Annotated in this window: 18 protein-coding genes, 7 tRNA genes and 2 pseudogenes; 12 read left to right on the plus strand and 15 right to left on the minus strand. The window is 74.1% G+C overall.

The window, feature by feature from the left end:
- Positions 1-498 precede the first annotated feature (498 nt).
- Positions 499-873, minus strand: a pseudogene (locus ACIQ9E_RS13630) (hypothetical protein); the annotation flags it as partial.
- Between the two features lie 172 nt (positions 874-1,045).
- Between ACIQ9E_RS13630 and ACIQ9E_RS13635 the strand changes: the two are divergent.
- Complete coding sequence (locus ACIQ9E_RS13635; RefSeq protein ID WP_403706437.1) at positions 1,046-1,771, plus strand: 3'-5' exonuclease; 726 nt, start codon at positions 1,046-1,048, stop codon at positions 1,769-1,771.
- A gap of 83 nt (positions 1,772-1,854) precedes the next feature.
- Here ACIQ9E_RS13635 and ACIQ9E_RS13640 read toward each other — a convergent pair.
- Both ACIQ9E_RS13640 and ACIQ9E_RS13645 read right to left on the minus strand, forming a co-directional pair.
- Positions 1,855-1,926 (minus strand) — tRNA-Val (locus ACIQ9E_RS13640).
- A gap of 39 nt (positions 1,927-1,965) precedes the next feature.
- Entirely contained in the window at positions 1,966-2,427 is a 462-nt protein-coding gene (locus ACIQ9E_RS13645; protein WP_403706439.1) for an SRPBCC family protein, read from the minus strand.
- A 121-nt stretch (positions 2,428-2,548) separates the two neighbouring features.
- Between ACIQ9E_RS13645 and ACIQ9E_RS13650 the strand changes: the two genes are divergently transcribed.
- On the plus strand, positions 2,549-5,020 hold the full coding sequence (locus ACIQ9E_RS13650) for an SCO7613 C-terminal domain-containing membrane protein (protein ID WP_403706440.1): 2,472 nt from the start codon (positions 2,549-2,551) through the stop codon (positions 5,018-5,020).
- Positions 5,021-5,157: 137 nt separating this feature from the next.
- On the opposite strand, the gene ACIQ9E_RS13655 is transcribed toward ACIQ9E_RS13650, so the two are convergent.
- Positions 5,158-5,229 (minus strand) — tRNA-Val (locus ACIQ9E_RS13655).
- A 56-nt stretch (positions 5,230-5,285) separates the two neighbouring features.
- Positions 5,286-5,810, minus strand: coding sequence for a TIGR02611 family protein (locus ACIQ9E_RS13660; RefSeq protein WP_403706442.1), 525 nt, complete (start codon positions 5,808-5,810; stop codon positions 5,286-5,288).
- Positions 5,811-6,001: 191 nt separating this feature from the next.
- On the opposite strand from ACIQ9E_RS13660, the gene ACIQ9E_RS13665 reads away from it, so the two are divergent.
- The gene (locus ACIQ9E_RS13665; protein ID WP_003959770.1) at positions 6,002-6,415 is read left to right on the plus strand and encodes an SsgA family sporulation/cell division regulator; all 414 of its coding nucleotides are present in this window, start codon (positions 6,002-6,004) and stop codon (positions 6,413-6,415) included.
- 189 nt (positions 6,416-6,604) lie between these two features.
- On the plus strand, positions 6,605-7,168 hold the full coding sequence (locus ACIQ9E_RS13670; protein WP_403706444.1) for a CGNR zinc finger domain-containing protein: 564 nt from the start codon (positions 6,605-6,607) through the stop codon (positions 7,166-7,168).
- 83 nt (positions 7,169-7,251) lie between these two features.
- On the opposite strand, the gene ACIQ9E_RS13675 is transcribed toward ACIQ9E_RS13670, so the two are convergent.
- Together ACIQ9E_RS13675 and ACIQ9E_RS13680 are read right to left on the minus strand one after the other, a co-directional pair.
- Complete coding sequence (locus ACIQ9E_RS13675) at positions 7,252-7,422, minus strand: hypothetical protein (RefSeq protein ID WP_403706446.1); 171 nt, start codon at positions 7,420-7,422, stop codon at positions 7,252-7,254.
- A gap of 216 nt (positions 7,423-7,638) precedes the next feature.
- On the minus strand, positions 7,639-8,118 hold the full coding sequence (locus tag ACIQ9E_RS13680; protein ID WP_403706448.1) for a hypothetical protein: 480 nt from the start codon (positions 8,116-8,118) through the stop codon (positions 7,639-7,641).
- 186 nt (positions 8,119-8,304) lie between these two features.
- Here ACIQ9E_RS13680 and ACIQ9E_RS13685 point away from each other — a divergent pair, with 186 nt between their 5' ends.
- On the plus strand, positions 8,305-8,841 hold the full coding sequence (locus ACIQ9E_RS13685; protein ID WP_403706450.1) for a DsbA family protein: 537 nt from the start codon (positions 8,305-8,307) through the stop codon (positions 8,839-8,841).
- Positions 8,842-8,913: 72 nt separating this feature from the next.
- Here ACIQ9E_RS13685 and ACIQ9E_RS13690 read toward each other — a convergent pair whose 3' ends face one another.
- The 3 genes from ACIQ9E_RS13690 to ACIQ9E_RS13700 all read right to left on the minus strand — a co-directional run bounded on the left by ACIQ9E_RS13690 (position 8,914) and on the right by ACIQ9E_RS13700 (position 11,602).
- Positions 8,914-9,588, minus strand: coding sequence for a GNAT family N-acetyltransferase (locus ACIQ9E_RS13690; protein WP_403706452.1), 675 nt, complete (start codon positions 9,586-9,588; stop codon positions 8,914-8,916).
- 62 nt (positions 9,589-9,650) lie between these two features.
- Positions 9,651-10,484: an aminotransferase class IV gene (locus tag ACIQ9E_RS13695; protein ID WP_403706454.1), complete on the minus strand. Its 834-nt coding sequence runs from the start codon at positions 10,482-10,484 to the stop codon at positions 9,651-9,653.
- On the minus strand, positions 10,481-11,602 hold the full coding sequence (locus tag ACIQ9E_RS13700; protein WP_403706456.1) for a chorismate-binding protein: 1,122 nt from the start codon (positions 11,600-11,602) through the stop codon (positions 10,481-10,483). The genes ACIQ9E_RS13695 and ACIQ9E_RS13700 overlap by 4 nt, the downstream gene beginning before the upstream one ends.
- A gap of 232 nt (positions 11,603-11,834) precedes the next feature.
- Between ACIQ9E_RS13700 and ACIQ9E_RS13705 the strand changes: the two genes are divergently transcribed.
- From ACIQ9E_RS13705 to ACIQ9E_RS13725, 5 genes are all read left to right on the plus strand, one after another.
- Positions 11,835-11,907: transfer RNA gene (locus ACIQ9E_RS13705), tRNA-Gly, on the plus strand.
- Between the two features lie 35 nt (positions 11,908-11,942).
- Positions 11,943-12,016, plus strand: a tRNA-Cys gene (locus ACIQ9E_RS13710).
- Between the two features lies 1 nt (position 12,017).
- Positions 12,018-12,092, plus strand: a tRNA-Val gene (locus tag ACIQ9E_RS13715).
- 19 nt (positions 12,093-12,111) lie between these two features.
- A tRNA-Val gene (locus ACIQ9E_RS13720) sits at positions 12,112-12,183 on the plus strand.
- Positions 12,184-12,228: 45 nt separating this feature from the next.
- Positions 12,229-12,300: transfer RNA gene (locus ACIQ9E_RS13725), tRNA-Val, on the plus strand.
- A 124-nt stretch (positions 12,301-12,424) separates the two neighbouring features.
- Here the strand turns inward: ACIQ9E_RS13725 and ACIQ9E_RS13730 are convergent.
- From ACIQ9E_RS13730 to ACIQ9E_RS13745, 4 genes and pseudogenes are all read right to left on the minus strand, one after another.
- Entirely contained in the window at positions 12,425-12,718 is a 294-nt protein-coding gene (locus ACIQ9E_RS13730; RefSeq protein ID WP_403706457.1) for a zf-TFIIB domain-containing protein, read from the minus strand.
- Positions 12,719-12,785: 67 nt separating this feature from the next.
- Positions 12,786-13,808: an aminoglycoside phosphotransferase family protein gene (locus tag ACIQ9E_RS13735; RefSeq protein ID WP_403706459.1), complete on the minus strand. Its 1,023-nt coding sequence runs from the start codon at positions 13,806-13,808 to the stop codon at positions 12,786-12,788.
- A gap of 324 nt (positions 13,809-14,132) precedes the next feature.
- The gene (locus ACIQ9E_RS13740; RefSeq protein ID WP_403706460.1) at positions 14,133-14,339 is read right to left on the minus strand and encodes a hypothetical protein; all 207 of its coding nucleotides are present in this window, start codon (positions 14,337-14,339) and stop codon (positions 14,133-14,135) included.
- Positions 14,340-14,532: 193 nt separating this feature from the next.
- Positions 14,533-14,787, minus strand: a pseudogene (locus tag ACIQ9E_RS13745) (hypothetical protein); the annotation flags it as partial.
- 300 nt (positions 14,788-15,087) lie between these two features.
- Here ACIQ9E_RS13745 and ACIQ9E_RS13750 point away from each other — a divergent pair.
- Together ACIQ9E_RS13750 and helR are read left to right on the plus strand one after the other, a co-directional pair.
- Complete coding sequence (locus ACIQ9E_RS13750) at positions 15,088-16,302, plus strand: serine/threonine-protein kinase (protein WP_403706462.1); 1,215 nt, start codon at positions 15,088-15,090, stop codon at positions 16,300-16,302.
- 453 nt (positions 16,303-16,755) lie between these two features.
- The gene (gene helR, locus ACIQ9E_RS13755) at positions 16,756-18,912 is read left to right on the plus strand and encodes an RNA polymerase recycling motor ATPase HelR (RefSeq protein ID WP_403706464.1); all 2,157 of its coding nucleotides are present in this window, start codon (positions 16,756-16,758) and stop codon (positions 18,910-18,912) included.
- A gap of 128 nt (positions 18,913-19,040) precedes the next feature.
- Here helR and ACIQ9E_RS13760 read toward each other — a convergent pair whose 3' ends face one another.
- On the minus strand, positions 19,041-19,859 hold the full coding sequence (locus tag ACIQ9E_RS13760) for a TrmH family RNA methyltransferase (RefSeq protein ID WP_403706466.1): 819 nt from the start codon (positions 19,857-19,859) through the stop codon (positions 19,041-19,043).
- Positions 19,860-19,863 lie beyond the last annotated feature (4 nt).

A 19,863-nucleotide genomic window follows, 5' to 3' on the forward strand; every position in this document is an offset into this window, starting at 1 on the left:
GCCACGGCGGACACCGGGCACCACCGAATCGTACCGAGCCGGGGGCGGCCCTCGCGAAACGGATATCGGTGCCCGGCCGGGCACCGCGGCCCCGGCGGGCGGTCCGGCCTGCCCGGGGCATATCCCGGGGGCGGATCGGTGGTCGTCGCCGGGGGGCGCGAGGAGCGACTCGGCAGCCGCCCGGCTCCGGCGCCCTCGGCGGGCGCGCGATGGCGGCGGAGGCGCCGGTGGGACGGTGAATCCGCCGCGGCCCTCCGGCCGGCCGGTCGCCCTGACCGGCACCCGGCCGGATGCGCCTGCCCGGCGATCCGGTGGGCGTCCCCGCCGGCACCGCCCCGGCCCGCGGTCATCGGCACCCGCCCGGATCCGCAGCTCGACCGCGCCGGGGCCGTGCGGTCCCGGACGCCGCACTCCGGCGGCCGTGCCGGTGCCCCGGACCGGGACGGCCTCGACGTACACCTCGGTACGGTCCGTGGCCCGCCGGCAGCCGCCGGCGTCCCGGGCCTCGGCCGGCGCCCGGTAGAGGGCTTCGGCGGGCGCCCGGTCGTCGAAGGTCCGCGCGGTGGGGATCCGTACGGCCGTCCGGCGCCGTCCCGTGGCGGGCCGCCCGGCCGGATGGGTCCGGTAGCGGCAGGGGCGGAGTTCGAGCCGGTCTCGGCCGGCCCGCAGCCGGTCCCCGGGGCGCGGGGCACCGGCTGGGAGAAGGGAGCAGCCCGCCGCGGCGGCGACGGCGTGCGGAGAGCCGATCTGAAGCATTTCCCCGCAGGCGGTGACGGCGAGTGCGCCGCGCGGCGCCGCCGACCGGGCACCGTCGTGGCGCACCGCAGCCCCCGCGGCGCCCGGGACCGCGGAGGAGGGATGCGGGATCACCATGTTCTTCGGCCTTCCGCGAAATTCGTCCGATGTGCCGCTGTTCATGGCGGTCTGTCAGCTTCCGCACCCGCCCTGTGCCTGGTCGCCGTCCTGCGTACACGGCAAACGGTCCGGGTATCACCGATGCGGCAGAGGAAGCGCCATCTGCCGTACACGTGCGAGGAGTTCGGGGATGACGTGCTGGTTCGAGGGCCCGCTGGCCGCTTTCGACACGGAGACCACGGGGGTGGACGCCGAGGAGGACCGGATCGTCTCCGCGGCCCTGGTGGTGCAGGACGCGGCCGGGGCACGCCCCGTGGTGACGCGCTGGCTGGTCAATCCGGGGGTGCCGGTGCCGCGTGCGGCCACCGATGTCCACGGGCTGACCGAGGAGCACGTCCAGCGCAACGGGCGCTGGCCGGCGCCGGTGATGGAGGAGATCGCGCGGGCGCTGGCGGAGCAGTGCGCCGCGGCCCGCCCGCTGGTGGTGATGAACGCGCCGTTCGATCTGACCCTGCTCGACCGCGAACTCCGCCGCCACCGGGCCACGTCGCTCGCCCGCTGCCTGGAGAGCGTGCCGCTGTGCGTGCTCGACCCGCGAGTGCTGGACCGGCAGCTGGACCGCTACCGCAAGGGCCGCCGGACGCTGACGGATCTGTGCGAGCAGTACGAGGTGGTGCTGGACGGGGCGCACGAGGCGGCGGCGGACGCCATGGCGGCCATGGAGGTGTGCCGGGCGGTGGGACGCAGGTTCGCGGCGCGGATGGAGCGGCTTTCGGCGGCGGAGCTGCACGCGTTGCAGGCGGTGTGGCACGCGGCGCAGGCCCGCGGGCTCCAGGCGTGGTTCGCGCGCTCCGGGTCGGCGGAAGCGGTGGATCCGGCGTGGCCGCTCCGCCCCGAACTGCCCGCCGCCGCCTGATATCCGCCGCCCGGAGCCCGGGAGACCGGGGCGCCGGGAATGCGGAAGGCCGGTCCGTCGTCGACGGACCGGCCTTTTCCCGGTGGGCGATACTGGGTTCGAACCAGTGACCTCTTCGGTGTGAACGAAGCGCTCTCCCACTGAGCTAATCGCCCGGGAACGGACTGAACCATACAGGTTTTGGCGGTCCGGCTTCAAATCCGGTGTCCGGCCCGGAGGTAGGCCGTCAGCCCCCGGCGGCCCGCCCGCATCATCAGGGCGTGGTTGGCGCGGAGCAGCGGCCGGCCGGGCCCGGCCAGTCTCCGCAGCAGCGGCCGCCGGACCTCCACCTCCTGCTCGTAGACCACGCGGCTCCCGCGGCACCGCGCCGTGACGGTCCAGCGGGCCCAGCCGTCGAGATCGCCGCGCATCGCGATCTCCAGGATCCCGGCGGCCGGATCGCGGCGCACCGCGTGGGCGGTGAGGTTCAGTTCGTACGGCAGCAGGGACCGGACCCGGACCGTGCCCCGGTCCGCACCGAGCAGGGTCACCGCGCGCACCTGGGGCCACCAGCGGGGGTAGTCGCCGGGCCGGGAGAGCACGGCGAGGACGGCGCCGGGCGGGGCGTCGAGCTGCCAGACGCTGCGGAAGCGGTAGTGGTACCGGAACCGGTCCATGGGTCCAGTCTGGGCCGGAACCCGGGCCGCGGCACGGGGCGGCGCTCCGGGACCGTACTCACCCGGTATCTGAGTACCCGCACCCATGCCGGCCGCTGTGGCCCGGGACACACTCCGGTGCATGACTCCGTCCACACCGCCCCTGCCGCCCGCCGAGGAACTGGCACTCGTCGACCGGGAACTGGCCCGTCTTGAGCACCGGAGGTCGTGGCTGCTGACCCGCCGGGCCTGGCTGCTGTCCATGATCGAAGGCGCTGCCGCGGCACGGGCCCGGGACGCCGCCGGGCCGGTCGCGGCCCCGGGTGGCCGGGACCCGGGCGAGGCCTCGGGGCGGGGCGCCCAGAACGCGCTGCTGCTCCTCGGCGGGGTGCTGCTCTCCGTCGCGGCGGTGGCCTTCACGGTGGTGAGCTGGGGGTCCCTGGGCATCGGTGGGCGGGGTGCCGTGCTGGCGGCCGTGACGGGCGCCGCGCTCGCGGCCCCGGTTGTCCTGCTGCGCCGCGGGCTGGCCTCCACCGCGGAGTCGGTGGCGGCGCTCGGTCTGCTGCTGATGGTGCTCGACGCGTACGCCCTGCGGCAGGTGGGGTTCGGCGGCGGGGACGCCGTCGGGTACGCGGCCGGGGCGGCGGCCGTACTGGCGGCGGTATGGGCCGGGTACGGCAGGCTGCTGCCGGGGCTGGTGCTGCCGGGGCCCGCGGCGGTGGGCGCGGCCCAGTTGCCGCTGCTGCTGTGGGCGGCGGCGGAGCGGGAGCTGCTGGACTGGGCGCTGACAGGGACGGCCGCTTTCGACGTGGCGGTCGCGCTGTGGGTGTCCCGGCGGGCGGTCCGCCGGTTCGCGGCCGGTTGTGCCGCGGTGACGGGTGTCTCGGCGGCGGCCGTGGCGGGCGTCGGCTCCGCGTCGGCGCAGTCTCCCGGCGGCGCGCTCGGCCCGGCCGCGGTCTTCGCGGCGCTCGCGGTGATCGCGCTGTTCGCCGCGGCGCGTTCGGACCGGGCCGCGCTGCCCGCGTCGGCGGCCGCGGGCCTGGCGCTGGTCGCGGGCGCGGGCGGGGTGGTGCGGGAGGTGCTGCCCGCCGGCTGGGGGGTGTCGGCCTATGCGCTGGCCGCCGCGGTACCGGCGGCCGCTGCCGGGCTGCGGCTGCCGCGGGGTACGGTCCGGGGCCTGGGCGCGGCGGCTGCGGGGGTGCTCGGTACGGCGGCCCTGCTGACGCTGCCACTGACGGCGCTGACCCTGGTGGGTCCGGTGACCGCGCTGCCCGGTCTGTGGCGGGGTGCGCCCGGCGATGCCTATGCGGCGCTGGGCGTCGATCTGAGCCCCTCGTTCTTCGCCGCCGCGCCACTGACCCTGCTGCCGGCCGCGGCCGCGGCGGCCGCGGGGGCCCGGTGGGCCCGCACGGCGGCGGGGACGCCGCCGGGTACCCGGCCGGGGCGGGACGCCGTCCGGGCCTGGGCTCCGGGGGCCGCCGCGGGGCTGCTGTGGGCGGCCGTGGTGACGGTTCCGGCTGCCGTACGGATGGGGTACGGGCCGACGGTGGTGTACGGGCTGGTGACAGCGGTGGGGACGCTCGGTTGGGCGGTGCTGAGGCGGGGCGGGACGGTCCCCCTGGTCCTGGGCTGCGGGCTCACGGGGGCGGTGGGCCTCGGCGGGCTGGCGCTGGCCGACCGGACCGCGACCTTCACCGTGCTGGGGGTGCTGGTGGTGGCGCTGGTCGCGGCGGCCGTGGCGACCCGCGCCGGGGAGGCCGTACGGGCTGTGCTCGCCGTCGCAGCGGCCGGGTTCGGGAGCTGGCTGCTGATGGCCGTGTCCCGGGCGGCGGCGCTGACGGCTGCCGAGGCCGGGCTGCTGCTGATGGCCGTGCCCGCGGTGGCGTGCGGGGTGGCTGCGGCAGCCGCCCGGCGGCCGCGGTCCGGGGTCCCGGAGGACGAGGGTGCGACGCCCGGCCCCCTGGCGGTGGCGCTGGAGACCACGGCGGCGGTCGTGGGCGCGGTGGCCGTGCTGCTGGCCTCGGGGGACCTGCCGATGACCTCCGTGCTGCTGGGGCTCGCGGGGGTGATCGCCGCGGCGACGGCGCTGCGCCCCGGGAGGCGCCGGCCGGCCGGGGCCACAGCCGCCGCGCTGTTCGTGCTGGCCGCCTGGGCGCGGCTGGCGGCCTGGGAGGTCACCGTTCCCGAGGCGTACAGCCTGCCCGTTTCGGTGCCCGCCCTCGCCGTGGGTGTCCTGCATCGGCGCCGGGTCCCGGGGACCTCGTCCTGGGCGGCGTACGGCCCCGGGCTGGCCGCGACCCTGGTGCCGAGCCTCACCGCATCCCTGGGCGACCCCGGCTGGCTCCGGCCGCTGCTGCTGGGCGGGGCCGCCCTCGCGCTCACCCTCCACGGCGCCCGGGCCCGGCTCCAGGCCCCGCTGGTCCTCGGCGGTACCGTCCTGGCGCTTGTGGCGCTGCACGAGCTGGCCCCGTACGTGGTGCAGATGGTGGGCGTCCTGCCGCGCTGGCTGCCCCCGGCGCTCGCGGGCCTGCTGCTGCTGACCGTCGGCGCCACCTACGAGCAGCGCCTGCGGGATGCCCGCAGACTGCGCGACAGCGTCCACCGGATGCGCTAGTGCTGTGACCGGCAGGGTTCACCGGCCCGCGACAAACCTTTCCGGCCACAGCACTGGACAGCCGGGGCCGGGCGGGTCCCGGTACGCAGACGGCCGGGGCCGGTCCGTATGGTGGCGGACCGGCCCCGGCCGGTGTGTGGGCGATACTGGGATCGAACCAGTGACCTCTTCGGTGTGAACGAAGCGCTCTCCCGCTGAGCTAATCGCCCGGGAACGCGCCGCCAACATTACCCCATGTCAGCGGGGTTCCCGACCAGCTCGAAGATCACTGCTGGGGGATCTTCCACGGCATGGTGAGGCCGAACTTCCAGAGGTACACCGCGGCCAGTGCGGTACAGATGACCACTCCGATCGTGGTGATGATGAGGTTCCGCCGCCGCACCCGCGGGTCGAGCGCCCGCTGTGCCGCCTCGCTGACCTTCCGCTTGGTCCAGCGGAGCACCAGCTGGGCCCAGACGAACTCGGTCGCCCAGATGGCCATACCGGCGAAGATCACAACCCAGCCGGGGCCGGGCAGGACCAGCATCGCGACACCCGCGCCGACCACCGCGAGGCCCACCAGGAACACGCCGACCTGCCAGCTCAGATGCAGCGCCCGGGACCGCTTGATGAAGGCCGGGGCCTTCGATCCCAGCTCCTGATCGGACTTCTTGTCCCCTTCTGCAGCGTCCCCCGCAGCGTCCGTCCCCGGACCGGGGCCGCTGCCGGCGGCCCCCGCCGCCGCTGCCCCCGTCACGGAAGCCGAGTCCTGAGTCACCAGGGCCTCCCCCCGCTCGCTCTCCGTTTTCATGCACTCAAACGTACCGGATCGCCTCCCGTTCACCGGATCGGACGTATAACGCAAAGTAATGCAGGGCCGTACGAGCGACATGAAGGATCACAAAACGGTCAGAGGGGTTTACAACGACACCGTAGGTGGCATGTCGATTTCGCCGACGTGCGAATCCCCGAGCGCACACTGAGCGAAAGGCCATGGCGCTTATGAACACCACGGTCAGCTGCGAGCTGCACCTGCGCCTCGTTGTATCCAGCGAGTCATCACTGCCTGTACCCGCGGGCCTGCGGTATGACACGGCCGATCCCTACGCCGTGCACGCCACCTTCCACACCGGAGCCGAGGAGACGGTCGAATGGGTCTTCGCCCGCGACCTTCTCGCCGAAGGACTGCACCGGCCGACCGGCACGGGTGACGTCCGGGTCTGGCCGTCGCGCAGTCACGGTCAGGGCGTCGTCTGCATCGCGCTCAGCTCCCCGGAGGGGGAAGCGCTGCTGGAGGCCCCGGCCCGGGCCCTGGAATCCTTCCTGAAGCGGACCGACGCTGCGGTGCCACCGGGCACCGAGCATCGCCACTTCGACCTCGACACGGAGCTGTCGCACATCCTGGCCGAGAGCTGAGGCAGTCCGAGAGCCGCCCGGCGCCGTCCTACTCGGGGAGACGGCGCCGTGCGCACCCCCGCATACCGCTCGCACCGGTGCCGTCATCGCGCTTCCCGCGCGATGACGGCACCGGTGTTTTCGGGGGCGAGCCGCTAGAGTCGGCGGGATTCGGCGGGCACCGGCCCGCGGCCGGCCATGGAGTGCATCGTGCTCATCCCTCACGACACCAGATTCGCCCTCGACATGGTGGTCGATCTGGTGAACACGGCGCCGCAGGACGGACAGGACCAGGGCGACGGGCTGCCGGACGTGGCCGCCCTGGACACTTTCGTCGGGGCCCACTCCATCAGCGACGTCGGCGAGCTGGGCGTACGGGATCTGGAGGCGGTCCGGCAGGTACGGGAGCGGTTCGCCGAGATCTTCGCCGCCTCGGACCGCCGGCGGGCCGCGGAACTGGTCAACGAGCTGGTCGCAGCCGCGGGCACCACCCCGCAGCTCACCGACCACGACGGCTACGACTGGCATGTCCACTACTTCGCACCGGGCGCCTCGGTCGGCGATCACCTCGCGGCGGACGGCGGGATGGCGCTGGCGTTCATCGTCGTCGCGGGCGAGCAGGAGCGGCTGCGCCGCTGCGAGGCACCGGACTGCGGCCGGGCCTTCGTCGATCTCTCCCGCAACCGCTCCCGCCGCTACTGCGACAGCCGCACCTGCGGCAACCGGCTCCATGTGGCCGCCTACCGCGCCCGCCGCAAGGAGGCGGCGAGCTGAGCCGTACCGGACACCCACCGGACCCGGACACCCACCGGACTCCGGGCGTCGACGGCCGGACCGCTCCCGCGGGGGAACGGCGCTCACAACAGGAACAGATCATGGACGGCGGCCATGAGGAGCAGCACGCCGATCACGGTCAGGAAGATCATCAGCGGTGGCTGGGAGAGCGCGAAGAGACAGCCCCGGGGCTCCTGCGGCTGCTGCGGCTCTGGTGCGGGTACCGGGTTCACGCCCCGGGAGGTATCGAGCATCTCGGGGTGATGATGACGCAGAGCACGGCCCTGTGATCACCCAATACCCATATGGAGGGCGGGAGTTCGTCACATCCCGCCGGCCGTCTCACCCACTGAGAAGTTCCGACCGGGCAGTACAGAAATCCGGCGGGACACCCCGCGGGCCGGGCCCGGGTACGCGGCCCGCGGCACTGCCCCTGTGCCGTATCCGGATGCCGCGCCCGGACGCCGTGGTCAGATGCCGTGCTTCTTCAGGATCGCCTCGATATCGCTGAAGTCGTCCCCCGCGCCGCCGGCCGCCTGCTTCCGGCCCTTGGGCTGCGACTGCGGCGAGGCCGCCGGACGGGCGGGCTCCGCCGGGCGGCCGCCGCCCAGCGAGGGCGCCGAAGCGGTGGGGGCCACGGCGCCGCTGCGGGCCGCCGCCTTCGCGGCCCGGCGCTCCTTGCGCCCGGGGATGCCCTTGCGCTTCTCCACCGCCCGGATCCCCAGGAACATCGCCCAGGCGCCGCCGAGCAGCCCGAAACCGAGCCACGCCGTCGGACTGAAGGCGGTGTCGACCGCCCAGCCCACGGCGCCGGTGAGCACCAGGCCCAGCGGGATCAGGGAGTACGCGGCGATCCTGGCGGCGGCCAGGAACCGCTTGCGGTACGCCGTGACCGCGGCGATGCCCAGGCCCGCTGCGGACACCGCGGAACATACGGTCTCGGCAATCATCCGGCTCCTCCTGCAGGTGCGGTGTTTCGGTGGGCGCATTGCGGTACGTCCCCATCCATCCTGCACCGCCGAGGGGTCCGGGTGCCACGGGGGTGGTGCCCTCTCAGGGGGATCTAGGGGCTGTGTTCATCCCCAGGTGCCGGTCCCGGCGCCGGTACCGGCGGGCCGGGCTGGGAGACTCACCGTATGAACGACTCCACTCCGCCCCCCGGATCCGCACCCTCCGTCGCCGTTCTCGACGTCTGGTGCGAACTCCAGTGCCCCGACTGCCGGACCGCCCTCACCGATCTGCGGGCCCTCGGCGAACGCTACGGCGACCGGCTGGAGATCAGGACCCGGCACTTCCCGCTGGAGAAGCACAAGTACGCGTTCGCCGCGGCGCAGGCCGCCGAGGAGGCCGCGGCCCAGGGCGCGGAGCAGCGCTATATCGAGGCTGTACTCGACGGGGTGGCGGAGCTGGAGCGCCGGGGCGAGGACTTCCTGGTGGCGACGGCCCGTGAACTGGGTCTCGACGCCGACGAGTTCGAGATCGCCCTGATCGACGGCCGGCATATCCTCATCGTCGACGCCGATCACGCGGAGGGCAAGGCGATCGGCGTCACCGGCACTCCCACCTATGTCATCGGCGGCGAGCGCCTCGACGGCGGCAAGAGCCAGGAGGGCCTGCGGGCCAGGATCGAGGAGATCGCCGACCGGCTGCTGGCCGGGGAGGCGTCCGCGTAGCGCCGCAACCGCGGACGGCGGCTTCCGGCCTCGGCGGGCGGACCGCCGGGCCGCCGGGCCGGATCCGTCCCGTCACAGCAGGGTCTTCCGCCAGTGGACCAGGGTCGTGCGGTAGCCGAGGGCGGAGGCCAGCCGCAGGGCGGCGTCGTCGTCCGCGGGGACGGACAGCAGGAGCCGCCGGGCCCCGGCCGCCAGGGCCGAGCCCTCGGCATGGCGGATCAGGGCCCGCCCGTACCCCCGGCCGCGCCACGGCTCTCCGATGCCCACGGTCACGAGTCGCATGCTCTCCCCGTCCGCCATCAGCTTGTACCAGCCGACTGCCGTATCCCCGTCGAGCAGGTCGTAGCCGCCTTGCGGGCGCTCCGGCCGGACCGTGAGGCCCTCGGGCAGGGCGGGCGGAGGCACGGCGAGGATCTTCTCAAGAACCCGGCCGGCGGGGGCGTAGCCGACGGCCAGCACCAGTCTGGTCGCTGCCCGGGCCGTGGGGGCCACGGACATCCTGATCACGTCGCAGCCCCAGCTGCGCAGTACCTCCTCGGCGGCGAGCACGGCCACCGTCGCCCTCCCCCGGTGGCGCTCGGCCGGCTCGACGAAGAGCGACAGGATCGTTCCGGTCCGGTGTCCCGGCGGGGGCCCGGTCTCGATTTCGAGGCCGCCGACCCGGCGGCCGTTGACGCAGATGTCGTAGCCGCGCGAGGACTCGGGGCCGGTTCTGTCCGGCCCGGCCGGCCGCAAGGTGGTCGTCATCCGGGTGTTCTACCCAGGGGGAGGCCCGTGTCACCGTACCGCGCCCGGCGGGGGTCCCTGCGTCAGCGCAGCCCGGGATCGGGGTCGGCGGCGGCACGCTCGTCGAAGACCGTCATGGCCTTCGCGGTCACCGGTCCCGGCGCCTCGCCGAGCGCCCGGCCGTCGATCCGGTGCACGGCCTGGACGTCCCGCAGGCTGGAGGTCAGGAAGATCTCGTCGGCGCGCCGGAGCACGTCGAAGGGCAGCTCGGTCTCGACCGCCCCGGTCCACTCCACGGTCAGTGCGCGGGTGATCCCGGCGAGGCAGCCCGAGGAGAGGGGCGGGGTGAGCAGCTCCCCTTCGACGACGACGAAGACATTGGAGCCGGTGCCTTCGCAGAGCGCGCCCACGGTGTTGGCGAGGAGCGCCTCGGATGCGCCCCGCTCCGCGGCGCGGGCGAGAGCGACCACGTTCTCCGCGTACGAGGTGGTCTTCAGCCCGGCGACCGCGCCGCGCTCGTTGCGCACCCAGGGGACGGTGACCGCGGCGGTGGTGTCGGGGCGGCGCGCCTCCGCGGAGCCGAGGGCGACGACCAGGGTCGGGCCCGCGGTGCCGCGGTCGGAGCCGAGCGGGGAGAGACCGCCGGTGTAGGTGATGCGCAGCCGTCCGAGAGGTACGGGGTCGGCGCCGAGGAGGACGTCGCAGGCCCGGCGGATCTCGTCGAGGTCGGGATCGGGCAGCCCGAGGCCGCGGGCGGAGCGGGTGAGCCGTTCGAGATGGAGGGTGAGAGCGAAGGGCCGTCCGGCCACGGCCTTGACGGTCTCGAAGACGCCGTCGCCGACGGTGAGCCCGTGGTCGAGCACGGACACCCGGGCCTCCTCGGCGTCCTTCGGACCGCCGTCCACCCAGAGCTTCATCTCACTGTTCCTTCCGCACTCGTCGCGGCCGCCGTCTCACTCGCCGGCCGTCCGGCGGCCGGCGTCCTTCCGCCGGAGCCTGCCGGGGCCGACGCTATCGCGAGCAGCCGGTGGGCCTTCAGTTCGGTCTCCGCCCACTCCCGTTCGGGGTCCGAGCCCCAGGTGATCCCGGCGCCGGTACCGAACCGCAGCAGGGGGCGGCCGGGCTCGGTCCGGTCCACCCAGAAGGTGCGGATGCCGACGGCCAGCTCGCCCCGGTGGCGGTCGGCGTCGACCCAGCCGATACCGCCGCAGTACGGACCGCGGGGGGCGGTCTCCAGCGCCTCGATGATCCGCAGGGCGCTGGACTTGGGCGCGCCGGTGACCGAACCGGGCGGGAAGGTGGCGCCGAGGAGGTCCCGCCAGGTTCCGCCGGGCCGCAGTTCGCCGCGGACGGTCGACACCAGATGGACCAGGCCCGGATGGGGTTCGACGGCGCACAGCTCGGGCACCGTGACCGTGCCGGTGGCGCAGACCCGGCCCAGGTCGTTGCGGACCAGGTCGACGATCATCACGTTCTCGGCGTGGTCCTTCTCCAGCAGATCGGCCGCGGTCCGGCCGGTGCCCTTGATGGGGCCCGACTCCACCGTGCCACCGGTACGCCGCAGATACAGCTCGGGCGACGCGGTGGCGATCTCCACCCCGTGACCGGGCAGCCGAATCGTTCCGGCGTAGGGGGCGGGGTTGCCGCGGGCGAGGAGTGCGCCGAGGGCGTCGATATCGGCGGGTGGTCCGCCGGACTCCGGCAGCGGCGCGGAGAGCACCCGGCAGAGATTGGCCTGGTAGACCTCGCCCGCCGCGATGTGCTCGCGGATCCGGGCGACGCCCGCGGTGTAGGCGGCACGGTCCAGGGAGGAGGTCCAGTCACCGGCGGCCGGGCCGTGCCACGCTCCGGGGACGGGTGCGGGCACCGGCCCGGTGCGGACCTCTGCGAACCGGGCGCAGGTGATCCGGCCCTCGAAGTCGGCGGCGACGGCCCAGAAGCCTTCGGAGTCGAGAGCCCCGGGGTCGTGGGTGACGTCCCGCAGTCCGGTGGCGATCAGATGCCCGAAGCGGGCGAGCGGAGGGTGGTGGTGCACGGTTCGAGTCTATGACCGGGGCGGATGCCGTCCCGATGGAAGGGGCGGGACGCCCGGTACCGGGCTCCCCCGCGGACTCCGGCGGCGGTCGCAGTGGTCCCGGAGCGGCCCCCGGGACCACTGCGGGACGCGCATACGTCAGCACGCTGCGGAAACGCGTTTTTGTGCTGGCCCCGGAATCCGCTAGAGTTCAACACGTCGCCGGGACGCGGAAGCGGGCCGGAAACGACAAGCGGACGTGGCTCAGTTGGTAGAGCATCACCTTGCCAAGGTGAGGGTCGCGAGTTCGAATCTCGTCGTCCGCTCGACGTGGGGGATCTTCCCGAACCCCCGCACTCCGGGTGGAGTGGCCGAGAGGCGAGGCAACGGCCTGCAAAGCCGTCTACACGGGTTCAAATCCCGTCTCCACCTCCAAGGACGATTAGCTCAGCGGGAGAGCGCTTCCCTGACACGGAAGAGGTCACTGGTTCAATCCCAGTATCGTCCACCAGGATCCTGCCGGATCCCCCGCGCGATTAGCTCAGCGGGAGAGCGCTTCCCTGACACGGAAGAGGTCACTGGTTCAATCCCAGTATCGCGCACGCAGTGCACTGCCCTCCGCGGGATGCGTCCCGTGGTCGGTTCCCGCGCGATTAGCTCAGCGGGAGAGCGCTTCCCTGACACGGAAGAGGTCACTGGTTCAATCCCAGTATCGCGCACAGGTCCGGAGCCCCGGCCGCCTTCTCGGCGGCCGGGGCTCCGTCGTTCTGTCCGCGCAGAGTGCGCCGGCGGATGGTGTGGCTTACGGGATCGGGAGTCGCCGCGGACCGGGAGTTGCCGCGGTCAGGAGGAGAAGAGCATCCGGCCGAAGCCCCGCTGGCGGCCGTGGTGGCCGTGGTGCCCGTGGCTCTGGTGGCCCCCGTGGTGCGGGGCGCCCCAGGCGGGTCCCTGCGGCGGAGGGTAGGCGGCGGGCGGGGCGGGCGGCGGCGCCTGCTGGGTCCACTGGGATTCCAGGCGGGTGAGGGCCTCCAGCTCGCCGTAGTCCAGGAATATCCCCCGGCAGCCGCTGCACTGTTCGATCTGGACGCCGTTCCGGTTGTACGTGTGCATCATCGCGTGGCACTTGGGGCACTGCATCGTCGGGCTCAGCTCCTCGCCTGTCGTTCCGTGCAGGCCGGTTGGGGTGCCCGGCCGCAGCAGCACCCTACTTCGGGGCCCCGGCCGGGGACGAGGAGTGTGCGGCGGGCTCCGGGGGCAGGCCGGCGATCCGGGCGCAGGCGTCGAGGACGGCCGTCTCGGTCTCGTCGGGTGCCCGGTCCTCCCGGGCCGCCCGCGCCAGGGCGAGCGCGGCGCCCTGCACGGTCAGCGCGCGGGCCGGCACATCCAGCGCGGCCCAGGGGTCGGCCGGATCGGCGGCCGGTCCCCCGGCGGCGAAGTAGGCGCCGGTGAACCGCTGCCAGACCGCGGGTGCGAGGAGTCCGGCGGCGAACCAGGCCGCGGGGCGGGCCAGGTCCCAGGCCCGCTCGCCGAGCCCGAGGTCGTCGATGTCGATCAGCAGCCAGGGCCCGTCGGGCGCGGGGTGCCGGACGAGCTGGCCGAGGTGGAGATCGCCGTGGCAGAGGCCGACGGGTCCGCCGGGCGGAGCGGCGGCCGGGGTCTCGCCCCGGGCCCAGGCCGGGAGCCGGTGCCAGGCCCGCTCCACGTCCCGGCCGGCGGGGTGCCGGGACTCCCGCCGCATCCGGGCCATCGCGCGGGCGGCCTTCAGGGGCCCGCGCATCACGGGGGGCGCCTGCCCCCGGGACGGCGCGGGCCGGTGCCCGTCCACCGGGAACCGGTGGAGCGCGGCCAGCAGGACGGCGGTCTCCTCCCAGGGCGCGGCGGCGGGGTCGGCCGGGTCGACGGGTATGCCGTGGGGCCAGACCGTGACCGGGCGGCCGGAGGGCTCCCGTACCTCCGGCGGCAGCGGCAGCGGTGCCAGCAGGATTCCGCTCAGCCGGGGGTCGGCGGCGAGGGCGAGCCGGCCGCGGTGGGCGGCGGGCTCGGTGGATGGGTCATGGGCCTTGGCGACTGCCGGGCCGTGCCGGACGACGGTTCCGTCGCGGCGGTCCGCGAGAACCTCCGGGCCATCGGCACAGCCCCGGCAGTCCGGGGGCGGCACGGCCCCGGTCCCCGCATGGGCCGCCGCCCGCGCGGCGCGGGCGAGGGTGTCGACGACGGCAGTGCTCACGTTCCCCCCGGATGCGGTACGGCTCGGTGCGAGGGTACGCGGCGGAGCGGGGCGGCCCGCGGGCCGGGGCCCGGCCGTGCCCGGCCGGAGCAGCGGAGACGGATCCGGTCCCGTGCGGTGATTCCGTACGGAGGGAGGCTGCCGGGCCCGGCCCCGTATCGGACGAAGGAAGCGGGCCCGGCCCCGTACCCGTACCGGAAAACGCGGAGGCCGGTCAGCTCCCCAGCCAACCGGCCACCACTGCCGTCCGCCGCACCCCCGTCCCCACGGGGTTATGGCCGGATGTCCCCGACCCGGACCGCTCTTCCGGGCCCGGGGCGCCGCTCAGCGCCCCAGCATCACGCCCACGGACGACGCTTGTGTCACTACTGCCTCCCAGCCACCGATGACATAGAGCAGCAGTGCCGCCAGGGGAAGAACCATGGCCGTGGCCACCAGCGGGTGGCGCTGACCGGGCCGCCGGCCGCCGAACGCGGCGGCTGCCCTGCGTTCCTGCGTGCGGATCACGGTCCGCGTTGCCGTGTCGGCCATGGTTCCTCTCCTGTCGTGGTCGAAACAGCGGCGGGTGTCCGACCTCGGGGGACGAGTACTGCACCCGCCGCTTGACCTCAACACTAGATTTCCGGCGGAGGCCGAACGTCATGCCCGCGTACCTATTGGCGGGCCTCCGAGAGGATGAGCCGGGCCTCCCCCGTGTACTCCCCAGGGTGGAGAAGCCGGCTCGGGTCTGAGGGGTTTCCCTGAGGGGACGCTCCACGGCGCCGTCCCGCGGAACGGGCTGCTCCACCAGTGCGAGCACCGGGTTGGCCGGGAAACGGGCCGTCCGCACCACGGCCCCGGTACGGGTGACTTCGCTCACTTCGACCACCCCCCTGCGGACGGCGGTCTCCACCCGGCGGCCTGCCCGGCTTGCCACGACTTCGTACGTCCGCGCGCTGTCCCCCGCATCGGCCACGGTCTCCGCGCGATCACCCTGCACCGATCCAACTCCCCCTCCGGTGACGGTCGGTTGAGACGGCACGCGGCCCGGAGGAGCCGGACCCCGCGCTCCCTGACCTCTGGTCAATTCTCCCGTCCGGCACTGACAATCGGTCCTCCCGAGAGGGCGCGGCCTATGAGCGCACCGGGGCGGCGGTACGTAAGCTGTGCCACGTCGAAACGGACGATCGGACACCACCGGTCGCGGCCGTCCGGGAACGGGCCGGCCGGAACAAGCGAGTGGGGCCTCCCACCGAGAGACACGGGGTGGGGACTCCCCACCGTAGGCAGGGGACGGACGATGGCGATGATGCGGCTCCGGCGCGAGGACCCGCGTGTCGTCGGCTCGTTCCGTATTCACCGGCGGCTCGGCGCGGGCGGGATGGGCGTCGTCTATCTGGGTTCGGACCGGCGCGGCCAGCGGGTGGCGCTGAAGGTGATCCGTCCCGATCTGGCGGAGGACCAGGAGTTCCGGTCGCGGTTCGCCCGGGAGGTATCGGCGGCCCGGCGGATCCGGGGCGGCTGCACGGCCCGGCTGGTGGCGGCCGATCTGGAGGCCGAGCGGCCGTGGTTCGCCACCCAGTACGTGCCGGGGCCCTCACTGCACGACAAGGTGAACGAGGACGGGGTGCTTCCGGCCGCCGAGGTGGCCGCGATCGGCGCCGCGCTCTCCGAGGGGCTGGTCGCCGTCCATGAGGCCGGGGTCGTGCACCGCGACCTCAAACCGTCGAACATCCTGCTCTCGCCCAAGGGCCCGCGCATCATCGACTTCGGTATCGCGTGGGCCACCGGTGCCTCCACCCTCACCCATGTCGGTACGGCCGTGGGCTCCCCCGGCTTCCTCGCCCCCGAGCAGGTGCGCGGGGTCGCCGTCACCGCGGCGACCGACGTCTTCGCGCTCGGTGCCACCCTCGCCTACGCGGCGACCGCCGACTCCCCCTTCGGGCACGGCGGCTCCGAGGTGATGCTCTACCGGGTGGTGCACGAGGAGCCGCAGCTGCACGGGGTCCCGGACGCGCTCGCCCCGCTGCTGCGGGCCTGTCTGGCGAAGGATCCGCTGGAGCGTCCCAGCACCCTCCAGCTCTCGATGCGGCTGAAGGAGATCGCCGCCCGGGAGGCCCAGGGCCCGGCGGAGGGACGGCTCCCGGTGTCCCGGGAGCGGATCGACACACTCCGTACGGGGCAGCCGCCACGCCATCCGCAGCGCACGGAGAAGCTGGACCGTACGGAGCGGCTGGAGCGCTCCGACCGGCCCGAGCGCGATCCTCGCGACCGCCGGACCGGTGCGGGGCCGCGCTCGCAGGCTCCGCGTACCGGCGGTTCCGCCCGCCCCGTGCCCTCCCGCGGTGGCGCCCCCTCGCGTACCCAGGGCCGTCCGACCGGGCGGCAGGGGGTGCGCACCACCTCCACGGGCCGCCGCCCGGCGAACCCCCGGCTGCTGCGGCAGCGGATCGTGGTCTTCTTCGTGGTGACGCTGATCGTGGCGCTGGGCATCGCGGCGGCCCAGCAGCTCTGAGACCTGTGCACCGCCTCCGGGACCTGTTCCCGGCTCGGGGATCTGTTCCCGGCTCGGGGACCTGTTCCCGGCTCGGGGACCTGTTCCCGGCTCGGGGACCTGTTCCCGGCTCCGGGACCTGTTCCCGGCTCCGGGACCTGTTCCCGGCTCCGGGATCTGTTGTCCCGGCCGGGCCCGGCGCTTCCCGCCGCCCGTGACGCAGCAATGACGCGGCGGTCACACTCGGACCAGGCACCGGGGCAGAAAGAAAGGCAAGGAGTTCCTCCTCCTCGCCACTCTTAACCTATAGCGCACCGGGGGGCTTGCGGCAAGGCCCCTGTCGTGGCGCAGAATCACCTCCTCAGGCCGGAACCTGCGGAAACGGGAGATTCACGAAGTATGTGCGCTGTTGTCGATCCATCGGTCGCGGACCGTCCGACCTCGCCGGAGCGACCCCTGATCGGAGCCGATGTCATGAATCCCCCGACCGCCGCCACCAGCCCCTTCGAGCTGTCCGGCCCGCTCGCCGCCAAGGCCGGCCCGGCGCTGATCGCCGATGACGAGCGGCACTTCGCGGCCGTCGGCCGGAGCCTCGCGGAGGCGATCGCCGAACTGTCGGAGCGTCTCGACGCCGAACTCCGCTCGCCCGGCGGCGCCGGCCGGGCGGCGATGGACCGCGATACCCGGATCCACCAGTTGACGGCCAGGCTCCGGGCCCTGCGCCGCTTCGGCCTCGACCTCTGCCTCGGACGGATCGTCCACGCCGACGGCAGTGAGCCCGTGTACATCGGACGGCTCGGTCTCACCGACGCCTCCGGGCGGCGGCTGCTGGTCGACTGGCGCTCCCCCGCCGCCGAACCGTTCTTCGGGGCGACCCATGCCGATCCGATGGGTCTGGCGAGCCGCCGCCGCTACCGGTGGACCCGCGGCCGGATCGGTGACTACTGGGACGAGGTGTTCACCCCCGAGGGGCTGGAGGGGCATGCCGCCCTCGACGACCAGTCCGCGTTCATCGCCGGTCTCGGCGGCGCCCGCTCGGCTCGGATGCGGGATGTCCTCGGCACCATCCAGTCCGACCAGGACGCCGTCATCCGGGCGGGATCCCGCGGTGCCCTGGTGGTCGACGGCGGGCCGGGGACGGGGAAGACCGTCGTCGCGCTGCACCGCTCCGCGTACCTCCTCTACTCGGACCCCCGTCTCGGGCACCGCCGCGGCGGCGTCCTGTTCGTCGGCCCGCACCAGCCCTATCTGAACTACGTCGCCGACGTCCTGCCCGGTCTGGGCGAGGAGGGCGTACTGACGTGCACCCTGCGGGACCTCGTTCCCGAGGGTCCGGGGGCGGTGCCGGAGACCGATCCGGAGGTCGCCCGGCTGAAGTCCGCCACGGATCTCGTGCGGGCGGTCGAGAAGGCGGTCCGGTTCTACGAGGAGCCTCCCATCGAGGGGCTGGCCGTCCGGACCGACTGGGGCGTGGTCCGGGTCACGGCCGACGACTGGGCGGAGGCCTTCGACGCGCCGGGGCCGGGAGCGCCGCACAACGAGTCGCGTGAACTCGTCCGGGCGGAGCTGTTCACCATCCTGCTGGACAAGCTCGGCAACGAGGACGTACCGCCCGAAAGGTTCCGGGCCGCCCTGCGGCACGACAGGGCACTGAACGGGGCGCTGGACCGCGCCTGGCCGCTGCTGGACGCCGCCGACCTGGTCGGGGACCTCTGGACCGTACCCGCCTATCTGCGGCTGTGCGCCCCCTGGCTGGGGCCGGACGACGTACGCCGGCTCCAGCGGGCCGACCCCCGGGCCTGGACGGTGTCCGATCTGCCGATCCTGGACGCGGCCCGGCAGCGGCTCGGGGATCCGAAGGCGGCCCTGCGCGGCCGTCGGCGCGAGGCCGCCGTCGCCGCCGAACGCGATCGGATGGCCGCCGTCATCAACAGCGTGGTGCGGGCGGACGACGACGGCGAGGGGGCGGTGACGATGCTGCTGGGGCAGGACCTCCAGGACAGTCTGATCGACGGGTCCGTACCGTCGGCCGCGGTCCGGGACCGGCTGGCCGGGCCGTTCGCGCATATCGTCGTGGACGAGGCGCAGGAGCTGACCGACGCGGAGTGGCAGATGCTGCTGCTGCGCTGCCCGTCCCGCAGTTTCACGATCGTCGGGGACCGGGCCCAGGCCCGGCACGGGTTCACGGAGCCGTGGGAGGAGCGGCTGCGCCGGATCGGTTTCCACCGGATCGAGGTGGCGGCGCTCACCATCAACTACCGGACTCCGGCCGAGGTCATGGCGGAGGCCGAGCAGGTGATCCGGACCGTACTGCCGGATGCGAATGTGCCGGTCTCCGTCCGCAGCGGCGAGGTGCCCGTGGTGCACGGATCGGTCGCGGAGCGCGATACGGTCCTCGGCGCGTGGCTCGCCGCGCGCCGCGAGGGAACGGCCTGCGTCATCGGCGACCCCTCGTTCCGGGAGACCTCCCGGGTGCGGTCGCTGACCCCGGAGCTGGCGAAGGGGCTGGAGTTCGATCTGGTCGTCCTCGTCGACCCGGATGCGTTCGGGGGCGGTATCGAGGGGGCCGTCGACCGATATGTCGCGATGACCCGGGCGACCCGGCAACTCGTCGTCCTCACCCGCGACTGACCGGAACGGCCCGGCAGTTCGTCCTCCTCAACCGCGACGGGGCGGGACCGCCCGGCGACTCGTCGCTCCCTGCGGATGACCCGGGCCGGGCGGCGGGGACACCGCCGCCCGGTCGCCGCGGGGCGCTCTCAGAGTCCGGGGCGGCCCGTGGCGACGGCGTAGAAGGCGACGGCCGCCGCGGCGCCCACATTGAGGGAGTCCACGCCGTGGGCCATCGGGATGCGCACCCATTCGTCCGCCGCGACCAGCGCCGGGGTGGAGAGCCCGTCGCCCTCCGCGCCGAGCATCAGCGCCACCCGGTCGATCCGGTGCGGCGCGGTCTCGTCGATGGAGGTGGCCTTCTCGTCGGGGGTGAGGGCGAGCAGGGTGAACCCGGCCTCCCGTACCGTCTCCAGGCCCCGGGGCCAGGTGTCGAGGCGGGCGTACGGGACGGAGAACACCGCACCCATGGATACCTTCACCGACCTGCGGTACAGGGGGTCCGCGCAGTCCGGGGAGAGCAGTACGGCGTCCATGCCGAGGGCGGCAGCGCTGCGGAAGATCGCCCCGATGTTGGTGTGGTCGTTCACGGATTCCATGACGACGACCTTGCGGGCGCCCGCGAGCAGTTCGGCGGCCGGGGGCAGCGGTTTGCGCTGCATGGAGGCGAGCGCGCCGCGGTGGACGTGGTAGCCGGTGACGCGCTCCGCCAGCTCGGGGCTGACCGCGTACACGGGCGCGGGGATCTCGTCGATGACGTCCTTCATGACGTCGACCCACTTGGCCGACAGCAGCATCGACCGCATCGCGTAACCGGCGTCCTTCGCCCGCCGGATGACCTTCTCGCCCTCGGCAATGAACAGGCCCTCGGCGGGTTCGCGGCGGCGGCGGAGTTCGACGTCCGTGAGTCCGGTGTAGTCGCTCAGGCGGGGGTCGTCGGGGTCTTCGACGGTGATGAGATCAGCCACAGGG

Origin of the sequence: Streptomyces sp. NPDC094448 (assembly GCF_044763775.1) — a bacterium.
In the GTDB taxonomy this organism is placed as follows: domain Bacteria; phylum Actinomycetota; class Actinomycetes; order Streptomycetales; family Streptomycetaceae; genus Streptomyces.

Coding starts and splice junctions, on each gene's coding strand:
- ACIQ9E_RS13635 (WP_403706437.1), top strand. CDS start 1,046: ATGACGTGCTGGTTCGAGGGCCCGCTGGCCGCTTTCGACACGGAGACC.
- ACIQ9E_RS13645 (WP_403706439.1), bottom strand. CDS start 2,427: ATGGACCGGTTCCGGTACCACTACCGCTTCCGCAGCGTCTGGCAGCTC.
- ACIQ9E_RS13650 (WP_403706440.1), top strand. CDS start 2,549: ATGACTCCGTCCACACCGCCCCTGCCGCCCGCCGAGGAACTGGCACTC.
- ACIQ9E_RS13660 (WP_403706442.1), bottom strand. CDS start 5,810: ATGAAAACGGAGAGCGAGCGGGGGGAGGCCCTGGTGACTCAGGACTCG.
- ACIQ9E_RS13665 (WP_003959770.1), top strand. CDS start 6,002: ATGAACACCACGGTCAGCTGCGAGCTGCACCTGCGCCTCGTTGTATCC.
- ACIQ9E_RS13675 (WP_403706446.1), bottom strand. CDS start 7,422: ATGCTCGATACCTCCCGGGGCGTGAACCCGGTACCCGCACCAGAGCCG.
- ACIQ9E_RS13680 (WP_403706448.1), bottom strand. CDS start 8,118: ATGATTGCCGAGACCGTATGTTCCGCGGTGTCCGCAGCGGGCCTGGGC.
- ACIQ9E_RS13685 (WP_403706450.1), top strand. CDS start 8,305: ATGAACGACTCCACTCCGCCCCCCGGATCCGCACCCTCCGTCGCCGTT.
- ACIQ9E_RS13690 (WP_403706452.1), bottom strand. CDS start 9,588: ATGACGACCACCTTGCGGCCGGCCGGGCCGGACAGAACCGGCCCCGAG.
- ACIQ9E_RS13695 (WP_403706454.1), bottom strand. CDS start 10,484: ATGAAGCTCTGGGTGGACGGCGGTCCGAAGGACGCCGAGGAGGCCCGG.
- ACIQ9E_RS13730 (WP_403706457.1), bottom strand. CDS start 12,718: ATGCAGTGCCCCAAGTGCCACGCGATGATGCACACGTACAACCGGAAC.
- ACIQ9E_RS13740 (WP_403706460.1), bottom strand. CDS start 14,339: ATGGCCGACACGGCAACGCGGACCGTGATCCGCACGCAGGAACGCAGG.
- ACIQ9E_RS13750 (WP_403706462.1), top strand. CDS start 15,088: ATGGCGATGATGCGGCTCCGGCGCGAGGACCCGCGTGTCGTCGGCTCG.
- helR (WP_403706464.1), top strand. CDS start 16,756: ATGAATCCCCCGACCGCCGCCACCAGCCCCTTCGAGCTGTCCGGCCCG.